The organism is Segatella copri (assembly GCF_019249765.2).
Classification (GTDB): domain Bacteria; phylum Bacteroidota; class Bacteroidia; order Bacteroidales; family Bacteroidaceae; genus Prevotella; species Prevotella copri_K.
Genome location: NZ_CP152484.1, coordinates 3,380,592 through 3,399,653 on the forward strand (window position 1 = coordinate 3,380,592; position 19,062 = coordinate 3,399,653).

The 19,062-nt window shown below is 46.1% G+C and carries 20 protein-coding genes; 14 read left to right on the forward strand and 6 right to left on the reverse strand.

The features are described 5' to 3' along the window. Window positions 1–47 precede the first annotated feature (47 nt). The 3 genes from pdxS to KUA46_RS14260 all read left to right on the forward strand — a co-directional run bounded on the left by pdxS (window position 48) and on the right by KUA46_RS14260 (window position 2,933). Window positions 48–923, forward strand: coding sequence for a pyridoxal 5'-phosphate synthase lyase subunit PdxS (gene pdxS, locus KUA46_RS14250; protein ID WP_119237517.1), 876 nt, complete (start codon window positions 48–50; stop codon window positions 921–923). A 69-nt stretch (window positions 924–992) separates the two neighbouring features. Next, on the forward strand, window positions 993–1,562 hold the full coding sequence (gene pdxT, locus KUA46_RS14255) for a pyridoxal 5'-phosphate synthase glutaminase subunit PdxT (RefSeq protein ID WP_153119003.1): 570 nt from the start codon (window positions 993–995) through the stop codon (window positions 1,560–1,562). 249 nt (window positions 1,563–1,811) lie between these two features. After that, the gene (locus tag KUA46_RS14260; RefSeq protein ID WP_153113830.1) at window positions 1,812–2,933 is read left to right on the forward strand and encodes an ATP-binding protein; all 1,122 of its coding nucleotides are present in this window, start codon (window positions 1,812–1,814) and stop codon (window positions 2,931–2,933) included. Between the two features lie 317 nt (window positions 2,934–3,250). Here KUA46_RS14260 and KUA46_RS14265 read toward each other — a convergent pair whose 3' ends face one another. Continuing rightward, entirely contained in the window at window positions 3,251–4,552 is a 1,302-nt protein-coding gene (locus KUA46_RS14265) for a UDP-N-acetylmuramoyl-tripeptide--D-alanyl-D-alanine ligase (RefSeq protein WP_153093530.1), read from the reverse strand. A 143-nt stretch (window positions 4,553–4,695) separates the two neighbouring features. Between KUA46_RS14265 and KUA46_RS14270 the strand changes: the two genes are divergently transcribed. From KUA46_RS14270 to KUA46_RS14295, 6 genes are all read left to right on the forward strand, one after another. Further along, on the forward strand, window positions 4,696–4,917 hold the full coding sequence (locus KUA46_RS14270) for a hypothetical protein (RefSeq protein WP_089544490.1): 222 nt from the start codon (window positions 4,696–4,698) through the stop codon (window positions 4,915–4,917). A gap of 121 nt (window positions 4,918–5,038) precedes the next feature. Continuing rightward, entirely contained in the window at window positions 5,039–5,884 is an 846-nt protein-coding gene (gene folP, locus KUA46_RS14275) for a dihydropteroate synthase (protein ID WP_153084726.1), read from the forward strand. After that, window positions 5,881–6,651: a diadenylate cyclase CdaA gene (gene cdaA / locus KUA46_RS14280; protein ID WP_006847577.1), complete on the forward strand. Its 771-nt coding sequence runs from the start codon at window positions 5,881–5,883 to the stop codon at window positions 6,649–6,651. Before folP ends, cdaA begins: the two co-directional genes overlap by 4 nt. A gap of 245 nt (window positions 6,652–6,896) precedes the next feature. Continuing rightward, window positions 6,897–7,943, forward strand: a complete 1,047-nt coding sequence (gene pta / locus KUA46_RS14285; protein ID WP_118154625.1) for a phosphate acetyltransferase — start codon at window positions 6,897–6,899, stop codon at window positions 7,941–7,943. Window positions 7,944–8,049: 106 nt separating this feature from the next. Next, on the forward strand, window positions 8,050–9,252 hold the full coding sequence (locus KUA46_RS14290; RefSeq protein ID WP_022121092.1) for an acetate kinase: 1,203 nt from the start codon (window positions 8,050–8,052) through the stop codon (window positions 9,250–9,252). Window positions 9,253–9,327: 75 nt separating this feature from the next. Beyond that, complete coding sequence (locus KUA46_RS14295) at window positions 9,328–10,374, forward strand: sugar kinase (protein ID WP_118154631.1); 1,047 nt, start codon at window positions 9,328–9,330, stop codon at window positions 10,372–10,374. Between the two features lie 35 nt (window positions 10,375–10,409). On the opposite strand, the gene KUA46_RS14300 is transcribed toward KUA46_RS14295, so the two are convergent. From KUA46_RS14300 to efp, 5 genes are all read right to left on the reverse strand, one after another. After that, window positions 10,410–11,174 carry a UDP-2,3-diacylglucosamine diphosphatase gene (locus KUA46_RS14300; RefSeq protein WP_117694662.1) on the reverse strand — a complete coding sequence of 255 codons (765 nt, stop codon included), beginning with the start codon at window positions 11,172–11,174 and terminating at the stop codon, window positions 10,410–10,412. A 61-nt stretch (window positions 11,175–11,235) separates the two neighbouring features. Then, complete coding sequence (locus tag KUA46_RS14305) at window positions 11,236–11,556, reverse strand: metal-sulfur cluster assembly factor (protein ID WP_006847572.1); 321 nt, start codon at window positions 11,554–11,556, stop codon at window positions 11,236–11,238. A gap of 101 nt (window positions 11,557–11,657) precedes the next feature. Further along, window positions 11,658–12,347 (reverse strand): RadC family protein, encoded by a 690-nt coding sequence (gene radC / locus KUA46_RS14310; RefSeq protein WP_218487125.1) that lies wholly within the window; start codon window positions 12,345–12,347, stop codon window positions 11,658–11,660. A 52-nt stretch (window positions 12,348–12,399) separates the two neighbouring features. After that, the gene (locus tag KUA46_RS14315; protein WP_218487124.1) at window positions 12,400–13,458 is read right to left on the reverse strand and encodes a glycosyltransferase; all 1,059 of its coding nucleotides are present in this window, start codon (window positions 13,456–13,458) and stop codon (window positions 12,400–12,402) included. Window positions 13,459–13,521: 63 nt separating this feature from the next. Then, window positions 13,522–14,088, reverse strand: a complete 567-nt coding sequence (efp, locus tag KUA46_RS14320) for an elongation factor P (RefSeq protein ID WP_022121096.1) — start codon at window positions 14,086–14,088, stop codon at window positions 13,522–13,524. A 221-nt stretch (window positions 14,089–14,309) separates the two neighbouring features. On the opposite strand from efp, the gene rpmH reads away from it, so the two are divergent. The 5 genes from rpmH to KUA46_RS14345 all read left to right on the forward strand — a co-directional run bounded on the left by rpmH (window position 14,310) and on the right by KUA46_RS14345 (window position 18,945). Further along, window positions 14,310–14,465 carry a 50S ribosomal protein L34 gene (gene rpmH, locus KUA46_RS14325; RefSeq protein ID WP_004351099.1) on the forward strand — a complete coding sequence of 52 codons (156 nt, stop codon included), beginning with the start codon at window positions 14,310–14,312 and terminating at the stop codon, window positions 14,463–14,465. 225 nt (window positions 14,466–14,690) lie between these two features. Beyond that, window positions 14,691–15,425 carry a PASTA domain-containing protein gene (locus KUA46_RS14330; protein WP_218487123.1) on the forward strand — a complete coding sequence of 245 codons (735 nt, stop codon included), beginning with the start codon at window positions 14,691–14,693 and terminating at the stop codon, window positions 15,423–15,425. Window positions 15,426–15,573: 148 nt separating this feature from the next. Next, window positions 15,574–16,632 (forward strand): RluA family pseudouridine synthase, encoded by a 1,059-nt coding sequence (locus KUA46_RS14335; RefSeq protein WP_218416314.1) that lies wholly within the window; start codon window positions 15,574–15,576, stop codon window positions 16,630–16,632. 5 nt (window positions 16,633–16,637) lie between these two features. Beyond that, a complete protein-coding gene (locus KUA46_RS14340; RefSeq protein ID WP_218487122.1) occupies window positions 16,638–17,633 on the forward strand; it encodes a D-alanine--D-alanine ligase in 996 nt (331 codons plus the stop codon). A gap of 163 nt (window positions 17,634–17,796) precedes the next feature. Further along, window positions 17,797–18,945, forward strand: a complete 1,149-nt coding sequence (locus KUA46_RS14345; RefSeq protein ID WP_218487121.1) for a 1-acyl-sn-glycerol-3-phosphate acyltransferase — start codon at window positions 17,797–17,799, stop codon at window positions 18,943–18,945. Window positions 18,946–19,062: the final 117 nt, after the last annotated feature.

The window sequence follows — 19,062 nt, forward strand, 5'->3', positions numbered from 1 at the left end:
GAAAAATGTTTCCTTTGCAGCCGTAATTGAATAAAAATATAAGAATTATGGCAGAAAATAGACAAGAATTGAACCGCAACTTGGCTCAGATGCTCAAGGGTGGTGTGATTATGGACGTAACAACTCCAGAACAGGCAAAAATCGCAGAGGCAGCAGGTGCATGCGCAGTAATGGCGCTGGAACGTATTCCAGCTGATATCCGTGCAGCAGGTGGTGTTTCACGTATGAGCGACCCTAAGATGATCAAGGGTATTCAGGAGGCTGTTTCTATCCCTGTAATGGCTAAGTGCCGCATCGGTCACTTCGCTGAGGCTCAGATTCTTCAGGCTATCGAAATCGACTATATCGACGAGAGCGAGGTGCTCTCTCCAGCTGATAATGTTTATCACATCGACAAGACTAAGTTCGACGTGCCATTCGTTTGTGGTGCCAAGAACCTGGGCGAGGCGCTCCGCCGTATTGCTGAGGGTGCTACCATGATCCGTACCAAGGGTGAGCCAGGAACAGGTGATGTGGTTCAGGCTGTTACCCACATGCGTATGATGCAGAGCGAAATCCGTCGCCTGGTTTCTATGAGCGAGGATGAACTTTACGAGGCAGCCAAGCAGTTGCAGGCTCCTTACGACCTGGTGAAGTATGTTCACGAGAACGGCAAGTTGCCAGTGGTTAACTTCGCTGCCGGTGGTGTGGCTACTCCAGCTGATGCTGCCCTGATGATGCAGCTCGGTGCCGAGGGTGTATTCGTAGGCTCTGGAATCTTCAAGAGCGGTAACCCTGCTAAGCGTGCACAGGCTATCGTGAAGGCTGTTACCAACTACAACGACCCTAAGATGCTGGCTGAGTTGAGCGAGGACCTCGGCGAGGCAATGGTAGGTATCAATGAGCAGGAGATTGCTTTGCTCATGGCTGAAAGAGGTAAGTAATAATAAATGAGATAACGGATAAGAGCCCCTCCTGCACAAGAAGGGGCTTTTATATTAGATAAGTATGTTATGAGAATAGCAGTATTAGCTTTACAAGGCGCTTTTGCTGAGCACAGACAGAAGTTGGCTCAGTTGGGCGTGGATAGTTTCGAGGTTCGCCAGTTGAAGGATTGGGACCAGCCTAAGGATGGCTTGATTATTCCGGGCGGTGAGAGTACCACCCAGGCGAAACTCTTGAATGAACTGGGATTGATGGAGCCAGTGAAGGAGGCGATTGCTGCCGGCTTGCCAGTTTATGGTACCTGTGCCGGTTTGATTCTTCTTGCCAAGAAGATTGAGGGCGAGCCTAGCCATCGCATTGCTTCGATGGACATCACGGCTTTAAGAAATGCCTACGGTCGCCAGTTGGGCAGTTTCTACATTGAGGCTCCGATGAAGGGCATTGAGGGCAATATCCCAATGACTTTCATCCGTGCTCCTTATATTAAAGAGGTGTGGGGAGATGCTGAGGTTCTGGCTGAAGTAGATGGCAAGATTGTGGCTGCCCGCCAGGGTAACCAGCTCGTTACCGCCTTCCATCCTGAACTGAACGAAAGTCTGGAGATTCATAAGTATTTTCTGGGGATGTGCAGCAAGTAGGCTTCATCCAGAGATGAAACTTATTTCGTCGGCCGATGAACAGGCTTCATGGGCACATGAAGCTATATAGCAAAGTATCTTAGGATACATTGCCAAGTATCTTAAGATACATGAGCAAGTATCCTAAGATACTTTTTTATTGAATGTCTGATACTTTTTTCCGATAAATGTTTGCCGTTTACAAATATTCATCGTATCTTTGCATTATGAAATCTTCGTTACGTAAAACTCATAATGATGTAAATGCTTATGGTACAGTTAAATCCTTTTGTTATTGAAGGCTATCTTTCGCCGGAATATTTTTGTGATAGGGTAGAGGAAACAGCTCTTCTTACCCGCCATTTGACCAATCGGTGCAATGTCGCATTGATTGCGCCAAGACGTTTGGGTAAGTCGGGACTGATTTATAATTGTTTTCAGCAGGAAAACATCCGTGAGCAGTATCATTGCATCTATATTGATATTTATGATACGAAGAATTTGAACGAATTCGTCTATGCGCTGGGCAAGGGAATCCTGACGGCACTCAAGCCAAAGGGCAGGAAAGTATGGGAATTTTTCCTGAATATGCTCCAGTCTCTGAAGTCAACTATCTCTTTTGACATCAATGGAAATCCGGAGTGGAGTGTTGGTTTGGGAGATATTCAGGCTCCGGATATTACGCTGGATGAGATCTTCGCTTATCTCGAACAGGCAGATAAACCTTGTCTGGTGGCGATAGATGAATTTCAGACAATTGCAAACTATCCAGAGAAAACCGTTGAGGCAACCTTGCGTAAACGAATACAGAATTGCCACAATGCAAACTTTGTCTTTTCTGGCTCCAAGCGCCACATGATGGCATTGATGTTTACTTCCCAGTCACGCCCATTCTATCATAGTTCGAGTATCATGGGGTTGGAGGCAATCAATGAGCAAACTTACCTGGAATTTGCCAATCACCATCTTGCCAGGAACAATAAAGAGATAAGTGCAGCAGCTTTTACCTATTTATATCATCATTTCGATGGCATTACCTGGTATATTCAGTATGTTCTCAATATGCTTTACACTTCAATATCTGATAAGTCTTTGTTGCAGGAAGATGATGTCAGGATGGCGATTGATGGCATCCTTTCCCAGCAGCGTTTTGCCTATCAGGCCTTGCTGTATCAGCTTACAGCCAAGCAGAAACTGCTTCTCATAGCCATTGCTCAGGAAGGTAAGCCTTTTTCCCTGATGTCGCAAGAGTTCTTGCAGAAGTATCATCTTGGTGCAAGCACCGTGCAAGGAGCTGTCAAGACCTTACTGGACAGAGACTTTATCACGCAAGATGAAGGCGTTTACCAATTATGTGACAAGTTCCTGGAGTTGAGCCTGAGAGCAGGTTGAGTAAGTAAAAGATTCGTCTGAGTAAGCGAAATGATGCGGCAGAGTGAGCCTACTGATATATCTGAATAAGCCTACAGATATGACTGAGCAAGCACAAGGATACGACTGAGTAAGTGAAAGAATACGTTTGCTCAGGTTAAAGAAGTCGGAATATTAGGTTCAAGGAGGCTGTTTCTAAGAGATTCCCACTAGGCTCAGCAGCTCTGCTGAGCCTAGTCAGCAGGTCTGCCGACTGCAGTCAGCACATCTGCCGAGCCTAGTGGCAACACCCTATAATCGTACAACCACACACCTTTTAGTTGTACGATAATAACCGTTTATAACAATTCCGGAAGCTGGAAGAGCTTCACGCTGTTGCTGCCTTTGATGAGGATGTAATGGTCGTGAGGCTGGTTCGCCTTGAGTGCTTCCTTCACTTCCTCTACATTCTGGAACTTGCGGTAGCTGCATGGAATATCCTTGAATTCATCGCCTACCAGCCATACATTCTCCAGACCGGCTGCCTGCAACTGGTCTACTACCTTCTGGTGCTCCTCGTGGCTCACTTCGCCGAGCTCGCCCATCTGTCCGAGAATCGCCATCTTATGAGGCACATCCATCACGCGGAAGTTCTCGATGGCAGCTGCCATGCTTGATGGGTTGGCATTGTAGGCATCCACCACCAGCTTATTGTGCGCCGTCTCTTCCAACTGCGAACGGTTGTTGCTTGGGATGTAGTTCTCCAGGGCATGATCTATCTGCTGAGGCTTCACATCGAAATGAAGACCGATGGTGATGGCGGCAAGCATGTTGTCGATATTGTAAGAGCCGATGAGATGAGTCTGAACCTCATGCCAGTCGAAACTCTCGGTGCGCCAGCGGAACTTCAGGAAAGGAGCGCAGGAGATGACTTCTCCCCATACATCGCAGTTTTCATCCTTGCCGTAGGTGATGAGGCGGTTGATGTTGCGCTGCTCTGCCATCTGCATCAGATGCTCGTTGTCTGCATTGATGAAGACGAGGGCATCGTTGGCTGCGAGGTAATCATAGAGTTCTCCCTTGGTCTTCTTCACGCCTTCGAAGCTGCCGAATCCCTGTAGGTGGGCACGGCCTACGTTGGTAATCATACCGCAGGTTGGCTCCACGTATTCCACGAGTTTTCGGATGTCACCAGGATGGGAAGCGCCCATCTCTACAACGGCAATCTCATTCTCTGGTGAGAGACGGAAGAGCGTCTTTGGTACGCCTACGTCATTATTGAAGTTGCCCTGGGTAAACATCACGTTGAACTTCTCGCCGAGAACGGCAGAGACGAGTTCCTTGGTGGTGGTCTTGCCGTTGGTTCCGGTGATTCCTACTACAGGAATATCGAAGTGGCGGCGATGCTCACGGGCTAGTTCCTTGAAGGTAGTGAGGCAATCCTCTACGAGGATGTAGCGCTCGTCGCCCTCCTTGGCATACTCTTTTTCATCAACAATCACATAGGCACAGCCTTTCTCCAAAGCCATGTCGGCAAACTTGTTGCCATCAAACGATGCGCCCTTCAAAGCCAGGAAGATGCTGCCCTTTGGGCAGTCGCGGCTGTCAGTGGTAATCACTGGGTGCGCTTGGTAAATCTGATAGAGTTCTGAAATATCCATAGTCTATAACTGTTATTTTGGGTGCAAAAGTAATCTAAATTATGGACATAACAAACAATTTTCCCAAAAAATGATGGTAATCTCGAATATTCTTTCTATTTTTGCAGAAATATTCGATGAATCTTTAGAAAGTGAGTCTCTTTATGGGTAGTAGAGATGAAAAAGATAAAACGAAAGTAAGGAAGGAAAAGCTGGCAGGCTATTTCTTTAATTTATCTCAGTTAACGTTTACTGGAACTGGGGTTGGTGGTATTGCTCCAATTCTGCAAGGAGAGTTTGGAGTTAAAAATTATGTAGTAATTATATTTGGTATAGTAATGACCTTCATTTTTGCGGGCATTGCTAATCGAATTTTAAAATATTAAGTTATGGAAGTTTACAATGGACTATTGTTTTTCTTTGTGGTTGGAACAATCATAGGTGGAAGCTTTCTTGCCTGGACTTATACTAAGCCCGGTAAAAAATGGCTTAAGGAGTTATAATCCGATGGAATATACAATCAATATCAAGGGGCGCTTGATGGATTTGAGTACCCCTCAGGTGATGGGCATCCTGAATGTTACGCCCGACAGTTTCTACTCTGGCAGTAGAAAACAGACAGAAATGGAGATAGCTCAGAGAGCTAATCAGATTATAGAAGAAGGTGGAAGCATCATTGATGTGGGCGCTTTCTCCACCCGTCCCGGTGCTGATGAAGTATCGGAAGAGGAGGAGGGAAGACGCCTGAAGTTCGCTCTCGACATCGTTCGCAGGGAACAACCGGATGCTGCCGTCTCCGTAGATACCTATCGCCCAACTTTGGCACGTAAGTGTATCGAGGAGTGGGGAGCTGACATCATCAACGATGTATCAGAAGGTGGAATCACAGGCATCGTCAATGTGCCGCTGGAGCAGAGACAGGAGGAATATCCTGAAATGTTCCGTGTGGTGGGCGAACTGAAGGTACCTTATATATTAATGTCGGTGCAGCCTACGCTCGAAACGATGATGAAGGGCTTTGCCAGAGAGGTACAGCAGTTGCGTGACCTGGGAGCCAAGGACATCATCCTCGACCCGGGCTTCGGCTTCGGCAAGAATCTCATCCAGAATTATCAGATTTATAATGAGATGGAGAAGTTGAACGTGATGGAACTTCCGGTTCTTGTAGGTATCTCCCGCAAGAGTATGATATATAAGCTGTTGGGTGGAGATGCTACGACATCGCTCAATGGAACTTCCGTGCTCGACACCATCGCTCTGATGAAGGGCGCCAGCATCCTCAGAGTGCACGATGTGAAAGAAGCTGCTGAGGCTGTGAAGATAATAGAAGCAATGAAGGAGGGACGCACATGATAGAATTTGGCATCAAAGACTTTCTCGATATTCTCCTGGTAGCCTCGCTGCTGTTCTATGTTTATCGTCTGATGAAGGAATCGCGCTCACTGAACATCTTCGTGGGCATCATGCTCTTCGTGCTAATCTGGCTCTTTGTGAGTCAGATACTGGAAATGCGCCTGCTGGGTTCTATCCTGGATAAACTGGTGAGCGTGGGAGTCATCGCCCTCATCGTCATCTTCCAGGAGGATATCCGTAGATTCCTCTATGAGATAGGTTCGCAGAAAGGTATGCGCCGGTTGGTTCGGTTCTTCCACTCCAGCAAGGAGAGCCAGAAGGAGGCTAACAAGGAGACCATCATGCCGATTGTGATGGCGTGTATGAGTATGGCGAAGAAATACGTAGGTGCTCTTATCGTTATAGAGCGAGGCGTTCCACTGAAGGACATCATGGATACGGGTGAGGAGATAGACGCCAAGATTAACCAGCGGCTGATAGAGAATATTTTCTTCAAGAATTCGCCGCTTCATGATGGAGCCATGGTGGTGAGCAATAAGCGCATCATGGCAGCCGGATGTATTCTGCCTGTGAGTCATAACCTCGATATTCCGAAGGAACTGGGACTCCGCCATCGTGCCGCTCTCGGAATATCACAGAGCAGTGATGCCATCGCCGTCATTGTATCCGAGGAGACCGGACGAATCAGCGTGGCCATCAAGGGCGAGTTCAAACTCCGACTCTCTGCCGAGGAACTGGAAAGCATCCTTACTCTGGAAATGATATAAGTTAAGTGAAGAGTGAAGAACGAAGAGTGAAGAATTCATCACTTTTCCTGCTACGTAAACCTTTACGATATGAATAATCTCCCGATTTAGCTTTTTTTACACATTTTAATCGCTGCTATTTCAAAGAAAATGTGTACTTTTGCAAAGTCGATGTGGCAAAAAGGTGAAAAACAAGATAACATCACCTAACACTTTGACAGATCTACTTAGGAAACAACAAAATATATAAAATATTAAAAAGTAAAATGGATTTATTACAGCAAATCGTAGCTCGCGCTAAAGCTGACAAGCAGCGCATCGTGCTCCCTGAAGCAGAAGAGGAGCGTACATTGAAAGCAGCCGATAAAGTTTTGGCTGATGATCTCGCAGACATCATCCTCATCGGTAACCCTGCCAATATTAAGAATCTCGCTGCTCAGTGGGGTCTTAACAACATCGACAAGGCTACTATCGTTGATCCACAAAACAACCCTAAGACTGAGGAGTATGCTGAGAAGCTCGCTGAACTTCGCAAGAAGAAGGGCATGACTGTAGAGCAGGCTCGTGAACTCGTAACTAAGAACAACCTCTACCTCGGTTGTATGATTATCAAGACAGAGGGCGCTGACGGTCAGATTTCTGGTGCATTGAGCACTACTGGCGATACTCTCCGTCCAGCTCTTCAGATCATCAAGTGCAGTCCAGGTATCACTTGCGTAAGTGGTGCTATGTTGCTCATCTCAGACCAGAAGCAGTATGGTCAGGATGGCGTTGTAGTAATGGGTGACGTTGCTGTAACTCCAAACCCTACAGCAGACCAGCTTGCTCAGATTGCCTATACTACAGCTCATACAGCTCAGTCAGTGGCAGGTATTACTGATCCACAGATTGCCATGTTGAGCTTCTCTACAAAGGGTAGCGCAAAGGATGCTATCAACAAGGAGACTGGCAAGAGCGTTTATATCATTGACAAGGTAAAGGATGCCGTAGCTATTGCTAAGGAGAAGTTCCCAGAGCTTCATCTCGATGGTGAACTTCAGGCTGATGCAGCCCTCGTTCCTGAGGTAGCTGCCAAGAAGGCTCCAGGTTCTGACGTTGCTGGTAAGGCTAACGTATTGGTAGTTCCAAACCTCGAGGTTGGTAACATCGGCTACAAGCTCGTTCAGCGCTTGGGTGGTGCCATCGCTATCGGTCCTATCCTCCAGGGTATTGCCCGTCCTGTTAACGATCTTTCTCGTGGTTGCTCTGTTGATGACATCTACTACATGGTAGCCATCACAGCTTGCCAGGCACAGGATGCTAAGAAGGCGTAAGTATATAGTTAATAGTTAACAGTTAACAGTTTATAGGGCTAAGCTGCTGTAAGATGGATGGTTTATGCTATAGACTGTAAACTATAAATTTTAAATTGAAAGCAAAATGAAAGTATTGGTTCTGAACTGCGGTAGTTCATCTATCAAGTACAAATTATATAATATGGACGATGAGTCTGTATTGGCACAGGGTGGTGTAGAGCGTATCGGTCTTGATAACGCTTTCATCAAGGTGAAATTGCCTAACGGCGAGAAGAAGCAGATCATGCACGACATGCCTGACCACAAGGAAGGTGTGAACTTCGTGTTCAAGTGCTTGCTCGACCCGGAAATCGGCGCTATCAAGGATTTGAAAGAAATCGACGCTGTAGGACACCGTGTCGTACAGGGTGGTGACAAGTTCAAGGAGAGCGTTATCGTTGACAAGAGCGTAGAGGATGGTATCGAGGAACTTTGCGACCTCGCTCCTGTTCACAACGCAGGTCACCTGAAGGGTATCCGTGCCGTTGACTCTTTGATGCCTGGCACTCCTCAGGTTTGCGTATTCGACAACGCATTCCACAGCACAATGCCTGACTACGCTTACCTCTATGCAATTCCTTACGAGTTGTACGAGAAGTATCACGTACGCCGTTATGGTTTCCACGGAACATCTCACCGCTATGTTTCTAAGCGTGTTTGCGAGATTCTCGGTCTCGACCAGAACAACTCTAAGATCATCACTTGCCACATCGGTAACGGTGGCTCTGTAGCTGCTGTATTGAATGGTAAGGTATTGGATACTTCAATGGGCTTGACCCCATTGGCTGGTTTGATGATGGGTTCACGTTGTGGTGACATCGATGCTTCTGCCGTTACCTACTTGATGGAGAAGTTGAACATGAAGCCACAGGAGATGGCTGACTTCCTGAACAAGAAGAGTGGTGTGCTCGGTATTACAGGTATTTCTTCTGATATGCGCGACATCGAAAAGGCAGCTAACGAGGGCAACGAGAAGGCTCAGTTGGCTCTCCGTATGTATGAGTATCGCATCAAGAAGTACATCGGTGCTTACACAGCAGCTATGGGTGGCGTTGACGCTATCGTATTCACAGCAGGTGTAGGTGAGAACCAGACCGACCTACGCGAGGAAGCTTGCAAGAACCTGGAGTATCTTGGCATCAAGATCAACAAGGAAGTGAACGATAAGGTTCGTGGTGAGGAAGCTATCATCTCTACTGACGACAGTAAGGTGAAGGTAGTAGTAGTTCCTACCGACGAGGAGATTGTTATCGCTCGCGATACAATGGAGTTGGTTGCTAACAAGTAATCATACGCTATATATAATAAGGTGAAGACTAGAAACATAAGTGAATAGTCTTCACCTTTTTAAATTTTTAGAATTATGAAAACAAAGATTGTAACTTTCGGAGAAATATTGCTTAGGATTTCTAAGCCTGGTTATCAACGTTTATTTCAGGGACATCATATGTTTGGCAATTATGGTGGCAGTGAGGCTAATGCAGCCATCTCTTTGGCTTATTTAGGCGATAATGTAGAGTATGTAACCCGTGTGCCATACGGTGAGATGGGTGAGGCCGCGTTGATGCATCTCAGAGAGTACGGTCTGAATGTTTCTCATGTTGTGCGTGGCGGTGAACGTCTCGGAACTTATTATTTCGAGGAAGCTGTAGCTATGCGCAATTCCCGTGTGGTTTACGACCGCAAGAATTCTTCTTTCTATACGCTGAAGCGCGGAATGGTGAAATGGGATAAGGTGCTGGCTGATGCAGCTGTATTCCATTGCTCCGGCATTACCTGTGCTATCAGCCGCGATGCGATGGAATCAACTATGGATGCCATCAAACTTGCTGTTTCTGACGGGTTAACCATTGCCTGCGACATTAATTACCGTAAGAATCTCTGGGGATATGGTCTGGAGCCTCATGATGTGCTATTCCAGATGATGCAGTATAGCGACATCATCTTTGGTGACCAGAATGAGTGGGAGATAGCCAGCGGTGTGCCTCATATTCCTTTCGAGGCTTTGGATGCAGACTATGAGATAGCCAAGGAGGCTTATCTGGAGTATTTCCGCAAGATGCATCAGCTCTTCCCTAAGTGTAAGAAGATGCTGATGGCGGTAAGAAATCAGATTGCCAGCAGTCATCATACCTTGAGCGGCTTGCTCTATGATGCAGTGGAGGATCAGCTCTATACTACAAGAATCTATGATATTGAGCCGATTGTTGATCCGATGGGTGTAGGTGATGCCTTTATTGCTGCCTATATTCATGCCCATCAGAAGTGGGGCGACAAGAACCAGTATTGCCTGGATTTCTCACTGTCAGCAAGCGCGATAAAGAATACGGTTCCGGGTGATCAGAATCTGGTTACAGAAGAAGAAATCATCAATAACATGACTTCTTCAGGAGGTCGCATACAGCGATAACAATAAAGGGCAGCTCATAAAGCTGCCCTTTATTGTTATGGTTGGCTTTCGCCTTCCACATATTCTTCCATAAACATGTGTTCGCCATCAAACACGGCATAGGTGAACTGCCATATCCAGTCGCCCAGAATCATCAGTCGGGTCTTTTTGCTCAACATCAAATCCAGTTCGATGTGGCGATGGCCGAACATGAAGTAATCTATATCCTTGTGACCTTGCATATACTGTTTGGCAAAGCGCACCAGGAACTCTTTCTTTTCGCCCATATAAGGCTCTTCCTTTCCGTCTGCACGTTTCAGTCGGCTATGCTTAGCCCAGTTCAAGCCCAAAGCCATTCCCCAGCGAGGATGAATCGCATTAAGGAGGCGTTGGCAGGTCTGGTTCTGGAACATTCTTTTCAGAAACTTGAATTTCTTGTCTGGGTCACCCAGTCCGTCTCCATGTGCCAGATAGAATACTTTATCGTATATCTCTACGGTCTGAGGCTTGTAATGTACGGTAACGCCACACTCTTCCTCCAGGTAGCCATAGGTCCAGAGGTCGTGGTTACCCGTAAAGAAATGTACTTCCACTCCCATATCGGTCAACTCCGAGAGCTTACCTAAGAAGCGTGTATAGCCTTTTGGTACGACATATTTATATTCGTTCCAGAAGTCAAACATGTCACCCAGGAGATAAACTGCCGCAGCCTTCGTCTTGATGCTGTCCAGGAAACGGACCAGGCGGCGTTCTTGCATGCGGGCATGCGGAATGGCTAATGAGCCAAGGTGCGCATCTGAGAGGAAATATACATTTTTCATAAGCGATTCTTTTTAAATGAATAGTGAAGAATGAAGAGTGAAGAATTCAACGGCTTTGTCTTTATTCAAAGCCGAGTTCTACGCGAGCTTCCTCGCTCATCATACTCTGATCCCAAGCCGGTTCGAATACAAGGTTCACATTGGCAGATTTTACGCCTTCCACGCTGTCTACCTTGCTTCTTACATCCTCCAGGATGAAGTCGGCAGCAGGGCATGAAGGGGCAGTGAAGGTCATGTCGAGATCTACGGTGGCATCGTCCTTCACATCTATTTTATAAATCATACCGAGGTCCCAGATGTTGACAGGAATCTCTGGGTCGTAAACGGTCTTAAGCACATCTACGATCTTTTCTTCTATCTTTGTCTTTTCTTCTTGTGTCATAATAATCTTTGTTTTTGCCTACAAAGATAATAATTATTGCAGACAAAACAAAAAGAAAAGCTGTTTTTTTCTTGCAGAAGGTCTAATATACCCCAAATAGACTACAATTTACCTTTATCGTGATATGAATAAAAGGCACCATCGGTTATGATGACATGGTCCATAAAGAAGAGGCGCATGATTTCGCAGGCTTTGGCAATCTTCTGGGTAAGTACATCATCGGCTTTGCTTGGCTGAGGATTGTTGCTGGGATGATTGTGGCAGAAGGCGATAATGGTAGCGTTGTTGAGCACCGCTTCTTTTATGATGAGCCGGATGTCGGTTGCCGTTTCTGTAATGCCGCCTTTTGAGATGCAGCTCGCTTTGATGAGTTTGAAGTTCTGGTTCATCATCAGGAGCCATGCTTCCTCTGTATCTAAATCCTGCATCTTCGGAAGCATATAGTTGTAGATGGCAAGGGATGAGCCTAAGTCGGGACGTGTGCCAATCTTATCGAGAGCACGGCGCTTGCCCAGTTCGCAGGCTGCAAGAATGGTGATGGCTTTTGCGGGTCCCATTCCTTTATATTGCGTCAGTTCTCTGATGGACTTCTTTCCTAGCTGGTTCAGGTTGTTGTCGCAATCCTTCAGAATGCGTTTCATCAGGTCTACGGCACTTTCGTCTGTAGATCCCGAACCAATCAGAATACCTAAGAGCTCGGCATTGGATAAAGTTGAGGCTCCCAAGCGCTCCAGTTTCTCGCGGGGCTTGTCTTCTTCTGCCCAATTGGCAATGGTTAGTTTCTCTGCCATAATAATAACTGATTAGTAGATTATTATTGGCTTCTCTTTTGGCGGGGAAGTCTTATTTGTAGAAAGTCTTGTTGTATGCGCTGAATTCGCTCTGTCCCAGTACGCATCTCTTCCACCATGCAGAAAGGAATCCGCATCCGTAACCCATCAGCTGTGTGAAGGCAGCGCGAATGCTCAGCAAGCCTATCTTCACGCTGTGATTCTCTCTGCTGCTGTCGATAAACAGTGCGATGGTATAGAGAATGATGCCGGCGAGACCGATGCTGCCCAATGCTGCCATCGCATTGCCCAAGGTTGGGAATACGTGAACGGTGCCAAGCATGTATGGCAGGAAGCCGAAGAAGAGCAGAAGCAGCGTGCCTATTACGCCCACGGTGAAGACCATAGGAAGGAGATGCACGAGTTTGAGACTCTCTGGATATTTCTTGTAGAGGTTGATGCGGGCGATGCCACTGTTGTAGACCTGTCGCCAGAACTTGCGGAAGTCAGTGCGGCGCTTATGCCATACCCATGCTTCAGGGAACAGACGGCAACGGCAGCCTGTCTTGAAGATACGGATAGAGAAATCTATGTCCTCACCAAAACGCATATTGGAAAAGCCATTCAACCTGAGATAAACATCTCTGCGGATGCCCATGTTGAATGAACGGGGATAGAACTTATCCATCTTCTTCTTTCCGCCACGGATACCACCGGTGGTAAAGAAAGAAGTCATGGAATAAGAAATGGCTTTCTGAGTATCTGTAAATGATGAGTGCGCCTTGTCGGGACCGCCGAAAGCATCGGCTGGCTCACGGCTCAACTCATCACTTACAGCCTTCAGATAACCTTCTGGCAAGACCACGTCGCTATCGAGTATCAGAAGATACTCACCCTTGGCGCGCTCGGCACCATAGTTGCGACTCTGGCCCGGACCAGAGTTCTCCTTATAGTAATAATGTATATCCATCATGTGCTCATATCGCTTGCACACCTCCTCGCAGGGAGTCTGTGAGCCATCCTCAACGATGACAACTTCGAAGTCTTTCTCTGATTGATGAGTCAGACTCTCTAAAAGTTCGTCCACTTCGTCAGGACGATTAAATACAGGTACTATGATGGAATATTTCATTCTTCTTACTATTAAGGGTTAGTTTTACTCAATAAGAGCACAATCTTCCTGTTGGAGGATGTATTACTCGCTTACACGACCGAGGTAGCTACCGTCACGGGTGTCGATCTGGATAGTCTCGCCTTCGTTGACGAACAAAGGAACACGAACCTCAGCACCAGTCTCCAATGTAGCAGGCTTTGTAGCGTTGGTAGCAGTATTACCCTTTACACCTGGCTCAGAGTGAGTAATCTTCAAAGTAGTCTTCACTGGCATTTCAGCCAAGAGGATAGTACCATCAGTTGTATCAGTAACCACCTCAACAACGTCACCCTCCTTCATGTACTGGCCACCAGTAACGTTCTCCTTAGCGATAGGCACCTGCTCGAAAGTCTCCTGGTTCATGAAGATGCAACCAGTAGCGTCCTCGTAGAGGTACTGGTAAGGACGGCGCTCAACGCGAACATCCTCCAATTTGAAACCTACCTGGAATGTACGCTCCAACACACGACCGTCGGCAACATTCTTCAATTTAGTGTTCATTACGGTGTTACCTTTACCTGGCTTTCTGTGCTGAAAGTCGATGCAAACCCATACTTTGCCATCCATGCGGATGCAAGTACCAATCTTAATTTCCTGTGAATTAATCATTTCTTGTTTATCTTGAATGTTATTACAATAATCTCAAAATCGAGTGCAAAGTTACGGCAAAAACATGAAAAATCAAAGGAAATATCGAAAAAAACATAAATATTTAAGCTAAATTTGGTAGTTTTCTTGGTTATTTCAGAAAATATGCGTAATTTTGCAGCCCAAAAAGGGCGTATTTTGCACTTTTGTGAAGAATATTAATTAAAAAATAAATAAGAAAAATGAAAAGAACATTTCAGCCTCACAATCGTCGTCGCGTAAACAAGCATGGTTTCCGTGAGCGTATGGCAACTAAGAATGGTCGTCGCGTATTGGCTTCTCGCCGTGCTCATGGCCGTAAGAAGTTAACTGTATCTGACGAGCACCACGGAAAGTAATTCCGAGGAAAGATTCGTCTGTTGACGATGACATTGAAAGCAGCAAAGAGGTATTCTTTGCTGCTTTTTGTTGTTTATAACGCCCCTTCCTTTTCAGAGATTGCTCTTTTGGGAACAAAGATGTTTTGTTTTTATATCATAAAATAGGTGGTGAGAGTGCAAAAACTTTCCTTTTTATTTTGTTCTTCCCCCAAATACTTGTATCTTTGCACCAAAAAATAATATATGACTTCATCAGAGTTTATAAATAAGTTTAAGAGTAAGTACCTTTGGGGGAATATCGGTGCCATGATTCTGGTACTGGTGTTGCTCTGTGTCGGTGTCAAGTACGGCATCGATATCTATACCCATCATGGTGAGGCCATCCGTGTGCCGGATATTCGATATAAGAATATCGATGATGCTACACATATCCTCGACGATGCGGGATTGGAAATTGTTGTAACGGATACGGGATATGTCCGCTCTTTGCCGCCTGATGTCATTCTGGAGCAGACTCCGGTTTTCGGAGAAGTGGTAAAGTCGGGACATGTTATCTATGTTACCATCAATTCTGATCATTCTCCACGTATCACCATTCCTGATGTCATTGACAACAGTTCGTTGCGAGAGGCAATGGCTAAACTTACAGCTATGGGATTCAAACTGGGTACACCTGAATATATTCCTGGCGAAGAGGATTGGGTTTATGGTATCCTCGTAATGGGTAAGCATGTTGTGGCTGGTGATAAAGTTTCTATCGATGATGTGCTTGTCATACAGGTTGGCAATGGTAAACGGAGTGTTGATGATTCCATCGATGTGGTAGATCCGGTTTATCACGGCGAAGAAGATGTGATGGAAGGCGAAGGTGACATGAGCGGAGAAACTCATGAAGACAACTTCGAGGTGGTTCCTGGTACGGAAACCACAGAGCCTGCTCCTTTGCATGAACACCACCAGAAGGAAGTGGTGGAGTAGGAGAAATGAAAAGTGATGAGTGAAGAATTCAATAGTAATACGAATGATATTTTTAGATTATATATATAATAAGGTATATGCTCCTGTAGAGGATGACTTCGGGTTTGATGATGCAGGAGATATGGACGAACTGGATGATGGACTCCAGATGGAGGAAGGAACCGCTGCTTCTGGTGAAGGAGGAGATGAACTCTATGAGCACTGGAAGGTGCAGGTGGATGCCAACCAGGATCCGGTCCGCATCGATAAATACCTGGCTGATAAGATGGCCTATCAGAGCCGTAACCGTATTCAGCAGGCTGCTGATGCCGGATTCATCCATGTCAATGGTAAACCGGTAAAGAGCAACTATAAGGTGCGCCCTAATGATCTGGTTACTCTGATGCTTGACCGTCCTCGTCACGAAACGAGTATCAAACCTGAAGAAATCGCTATCAATGTGGTTTATGAAGACGACCAGCTGATGGTGGTTAACAAGGAAGCCGGTATGGTGGTGCATCCGGGTGCGGGCAACTTTCATGGAACCTTGATTCAGGCGGTAGCCTGGCATTTAAGAGATATGCCTGAGTTTGATGCCAATGATCCGGAAGTGGGCTTGGTGCATCGCATTGATAAAGATACCAGCGGATTGCTCGTTGTGGCAAAGACTCCTACGGCAAAGACCGCACTGGGTAAGCAGTTCTTCAACAAGACTACCCATCGCAGTTACAATGCGCTCGTTTGGGGCAACATGGTAGAAGATGAAGGTCGCATAGAAGGCAATATCGGCCGTGATCCGAAGAACCGCCTCCGTATGAAGGTCTTCGATCCGGACAGCGGAATAGGCAAGACGGCGGTTACTCATTACAAGGTGTTGGAACGTTTCGGTTATACCACCTTGGTGCAGTGTGTGCTGGAAACGGGCCGTACCCATCAGATTCGTGCCCACATGAAGCATATCGGTCATCCGCTCTTTATGGACGAAACGTATGGCGGAACAGAGATTCTGAGAGGTCAGCGCAGTAGCAGCTACAAGGCATTTATCCAGAACTGCTTCAAACTCTGTCCGCGTCAGGCTCTCCATGCCAAGACACTCGGCTTCGTGCATCCTACAACCAAGCAGCAGATGGATTTTGACAGTGAGTGGCCGGAAGATTTTAGACAATTAATAGAAAAGTGGCGCGGCTTCATCGCTGGCACCACACAAGATACATTCAAAAATATTTAGTAATTATGGAAAATAGCAAGAGAACGATAGCCATCGTATGCGGTGGTGATTCTTCTGAGCACGACGTATCATTGCGCTCAGGACAGGGGTTGTACTCTTTCTTTGATAAAGAGCGCTACAATATTTATCTCGTCGATGTGAAGGGCACCGACTGGCATGTTGCTTTGAATAATGGTGAGACTATCGAGATTGACAAGAACGATTTTTCTTTCGTTATGAACGGCAAGCATGTCTATTTCGATTATGCTTATATCACCATCCACGGACAGCCTGGTGAGAATGGTGTGATGCAGGGCTACTTCGACCTCATCCATCTGCCATACTCTACAAGCGGTGTTCTGGTAGAGGCAATGACTTTTGATAAGTATGTGCTCAATAATTATCTGCGCGGTTTCGGTATAAACGTAGCAGACAGTATCTTGCTCCGTCGCGGTGAAGCTTATGATGAAGAAGAGATTGCCAAGCGCATCGGTATGCCTTGTTTCGTAAAGCCTGCTGCTGACGGCAGTAGCTTTGGTGTGAGCAAGGTGAAGAATGCTGACCAGCTGGCTCCAGCCCTCCGTGTGGCTTTCATGGAGAGCAATGAGGTAATGATTGAGGGATTCCTTGATGGAACAGAGATTTCACAGGGTATCTACAAGACAGCCGAGAAGACCGTTGTGTTGCCGGCTACCGAAGTGGTGACCACCAACGAGTTCTTCGATTACGATGCCAAATATAACGGTCAGGTACAGGAAATCACTCCAGCCCGTCTCTCTCCAGAGACTGCAGAAGAGGTAGCCAAGACCACATCCCGCATCTACGACATTCTTCATGCCAACGGTATCATCCGTATCGACTATATCATCTCTAAGGATAAGAATGGTAAAGACAAGGTGAACATGCTGGAAATCAATACCACTCCAGGTATGACCGTTACCAGTTTCATTCCTCAGCAGGTTCGTGCAGCAGGTCTTGATATCAAGGATGTGCTCAGCGACATCGTGGAGAATCAGTTCTAATAATTAGGGAATTTATTGAAGTTAAGGGAATTTATAGAAGTTAAGGGACAATAGCTTTGAAGCCTATTGGTTTGAAAAAACATTTGTCCCTTAACTTCCCAAACGACCGTAGGGAGTGATAACTTCTCTTTACTTCTCTAACTTCCCATAAAAACATAAAGTTATGAAAATCCCTCAAGAATTTGATACCATCCGTCCTTGGGAGCCTGAAGATCTCCCAGAGGTATTCGACCGTTTGCTTTCAAACGATCAGTTTAAACAAGTGCTTGCCTATCTCTATCCACAAGTACCTTTCGAGATGATTGCCCAGAAGTTGAAGGCATGTAAGACCAATCTGGATTTCCAGCTGGCTTTGGCTTACGATTTTGTTCATGGCATTCTGAAGAAGGCAGCAACAGGTTGTGAGATGGATTGCACATCGCTCGATAATACCCGTAATTATACTTTCGTCAGTAATCATCGTGATATCGTGCTCGATTCAGCCATTCTCGATGTCCTTCTTATCGATAACGGGTTTAAGACCACTTGCGAGATAGCCATCGGTGATAATCTCCTTTCTCTTCCTTGGGTCAAGGACCTGGTACGTGTCAACAAGGCGTTTATCGTAGAGCGTGCCCTGAGCATGCGCCAGATGCTGATGTCGAGCAAGCGCCTCTCCGACTATATGCATTTTGCCATCAAGGAGAAGAACGAGAATATCTGGATAGCCCAGCGCGAGGGTAGAGCTAAGGACAGTAATGACCGCACCCAAAAGAGTATCCTCCAGATGATGTCGATGGGAGGCGAGGGTAGCATTATCGATCGCCTGAAACAGCTTCATCTCGTACCGCTCTCTATCAGTTACGAATATGATCCATGTGATTTCCTGAAGGCAAAGGAGTTCCAGCAGAAGCGCGATAATGCCGATTGGAAGAAGGGACCAATGGATGATCTGGTAAGCATGCAGACCGGTATCTTCGGTTATAAGGGTCATGTTCATTACCATGCAGCCCCATGTCTTGATGATTATCTGGACAGTCTGGATCCTGATATGCCTAAGCAGGATATATATAATAAGGTAGCCGCCTACATGGATGAGCAGATATTCAAGAACTATCGTCTCTATCCTGGCAACTATGTGGCTCTTGATTTGCTTGAAAACTCAACTGCTCATCAGGCAGAATATACTGCCGAAGATAAGGCAAAGTTTGAAAAATATATGGCTGGTCAACTTGCGAAAATAGACCTTCCAAATAAGGATGAAGCTTACTTGAGAGAGAGAATTCTCGAGATGTATGCCAATCCAGTACGTAATTACCTTGCTGCTCAATAGCGGCAAGGTAATACTTTTTTGCTCCGAGTTAACAAAACATACATATATAATAAGTGTAAGGAAAACACTGAATTTTAATAAATCTTTAGTGTTTGTCGGGATTTATTAAAAAAAATA

Bases quoted from the DNA above. Each gene is read 5' to 3' on its own strand.
- KUA46_RS14305 (WP_006847572.1), bottom strand. From the start codon at position 11,556: ATGACACAAGAAGAAAAGACAAAGATAGAAGAAAAGATCGTAGATGTG.
- KUA46_RS14330 (WP_218487123.1), top strand. From the start codon at position 14,691: ATGACTTCATCAGAGTTTATAAATAAGTTTAAGAGTAAGTACCTTTGG.
- KUA46_RS14345 (WP_218487121.1), top strand. From the start codon at position 17,797: ATGAAAATCCCTCAAGAATTTGATACCATCCGTCCTTGGGAGCCTGAA.
- KUA46_RS14295 (WP_118154631.1), top strand. From the start codon at position 9,328: ATGAAAACAAAGATTGTAACTTTCGGAGAAATATTGCTTAGGATTTCT.
- pdxT (WP_153119003.1), top strand. From the start codon at position 993: ATGAGAATAGCAGTATTAGCTTTACAAGGCGCTTTTGCTGAGCACAGA.
- radC (WP_218487125.1), bottom strand. From the start codon at position 12,347: ATGGCAGAGAAACTAACCATTGCCAATTGGGCAGAAGAAGACAAGCCC.
- KUA46_RS14315 (WP_218487124.1), bottom strand. From the start codon at position 13,458: ATGAAATATTCCATCATAGTACCTGTATTTAATCGTCCTGACGAAGTG.
- KUA46_RS14260 (WP_153113830.1), top strand. From the start codon at position 1,812: ATGGTACAGTTAAATCCTTTTGTTATTGAAGGCTATCTTTCGCCGGAA.
- KUA46_RS14340 (WP_218487122.1), top strand. From the start codon at position 16,638: ATGGAAAATAGCAAGAGAACGATAGCCATCGTATGCGGTGGTGATTCT.
- efp (WP_022121096.1), bottom strand. From the start codon at position 14,088: ATGATTAATTCACAGGAAATTAAGATTGGTACTTGCATCCGCATGGAT.
- KUA46_RS14300 (WP_117694662.1), bottom strand. From the start codon at position 11,174: ATGAAAAATGTATATTTCCTCTCAGATGCGCACCTTGGCTCATTAGCC.
- KUA46_RS14290 (WP_022121092.1), top strand. From the start codon at position 8,050: ATGAAAGTATTGGTTCTGAACTGCGGTAGTTCATCTATCAAGTACAAA.
- cdaA (WP_006847577.1), top strand. From the start codon at position 5,881: ATGATAGAATTTGGCATCAAAGACTTTCTCGATATTCTCCTGGTAGCC.
- KUA46_RS14265 (WP_153093530.1), bottom strand. From the start codon at position 4,552: ATGGATATTTCAGAACTCTATCAGATTTACCAAGCGCACCCAGTGATT.
- pdxS (WP_119237517.1), top strand. From the start codon at position 48: ATGGCAGAAAATAGACAAGAATTGAACCGCAACTTGGCTCAGATGCTC.
- folP (WP_153084726.1), top strand. From the start codon at position 5,039: ATGGAATATACAATCAATATCAAGGGGCGCTTGATGGATTTGAGTACC.
- pta (WP_118154625.1), top strand. From the start codon at position 6,897: ATGGATTTATTACAGCAAATCGTAGCTCGCGCTAAAGCTGACAAGCAG.
- KUA46_RS14335 (WP_218416314.1), top strand. From the start codon at position 15,574: ATGGAGGAAGGAACCGCTGCTTCTGGTGAAGGAGGAGATGAACTCTAT.
- KUA46_RS14270 (WP_089544490.1), top strand. From the start codon at position 4,696: ATGGGTAGTAGAGATGAAAAAGATAAAACGAAAGTAAGGAAGGAAAAG.
- rpmH (WP_004351099.1), top strand. From the start codon at position 14,310: ATGAAAAGAACATTTCAGCCTCACAATCGTCGTCGCGTAAACAAGCAT.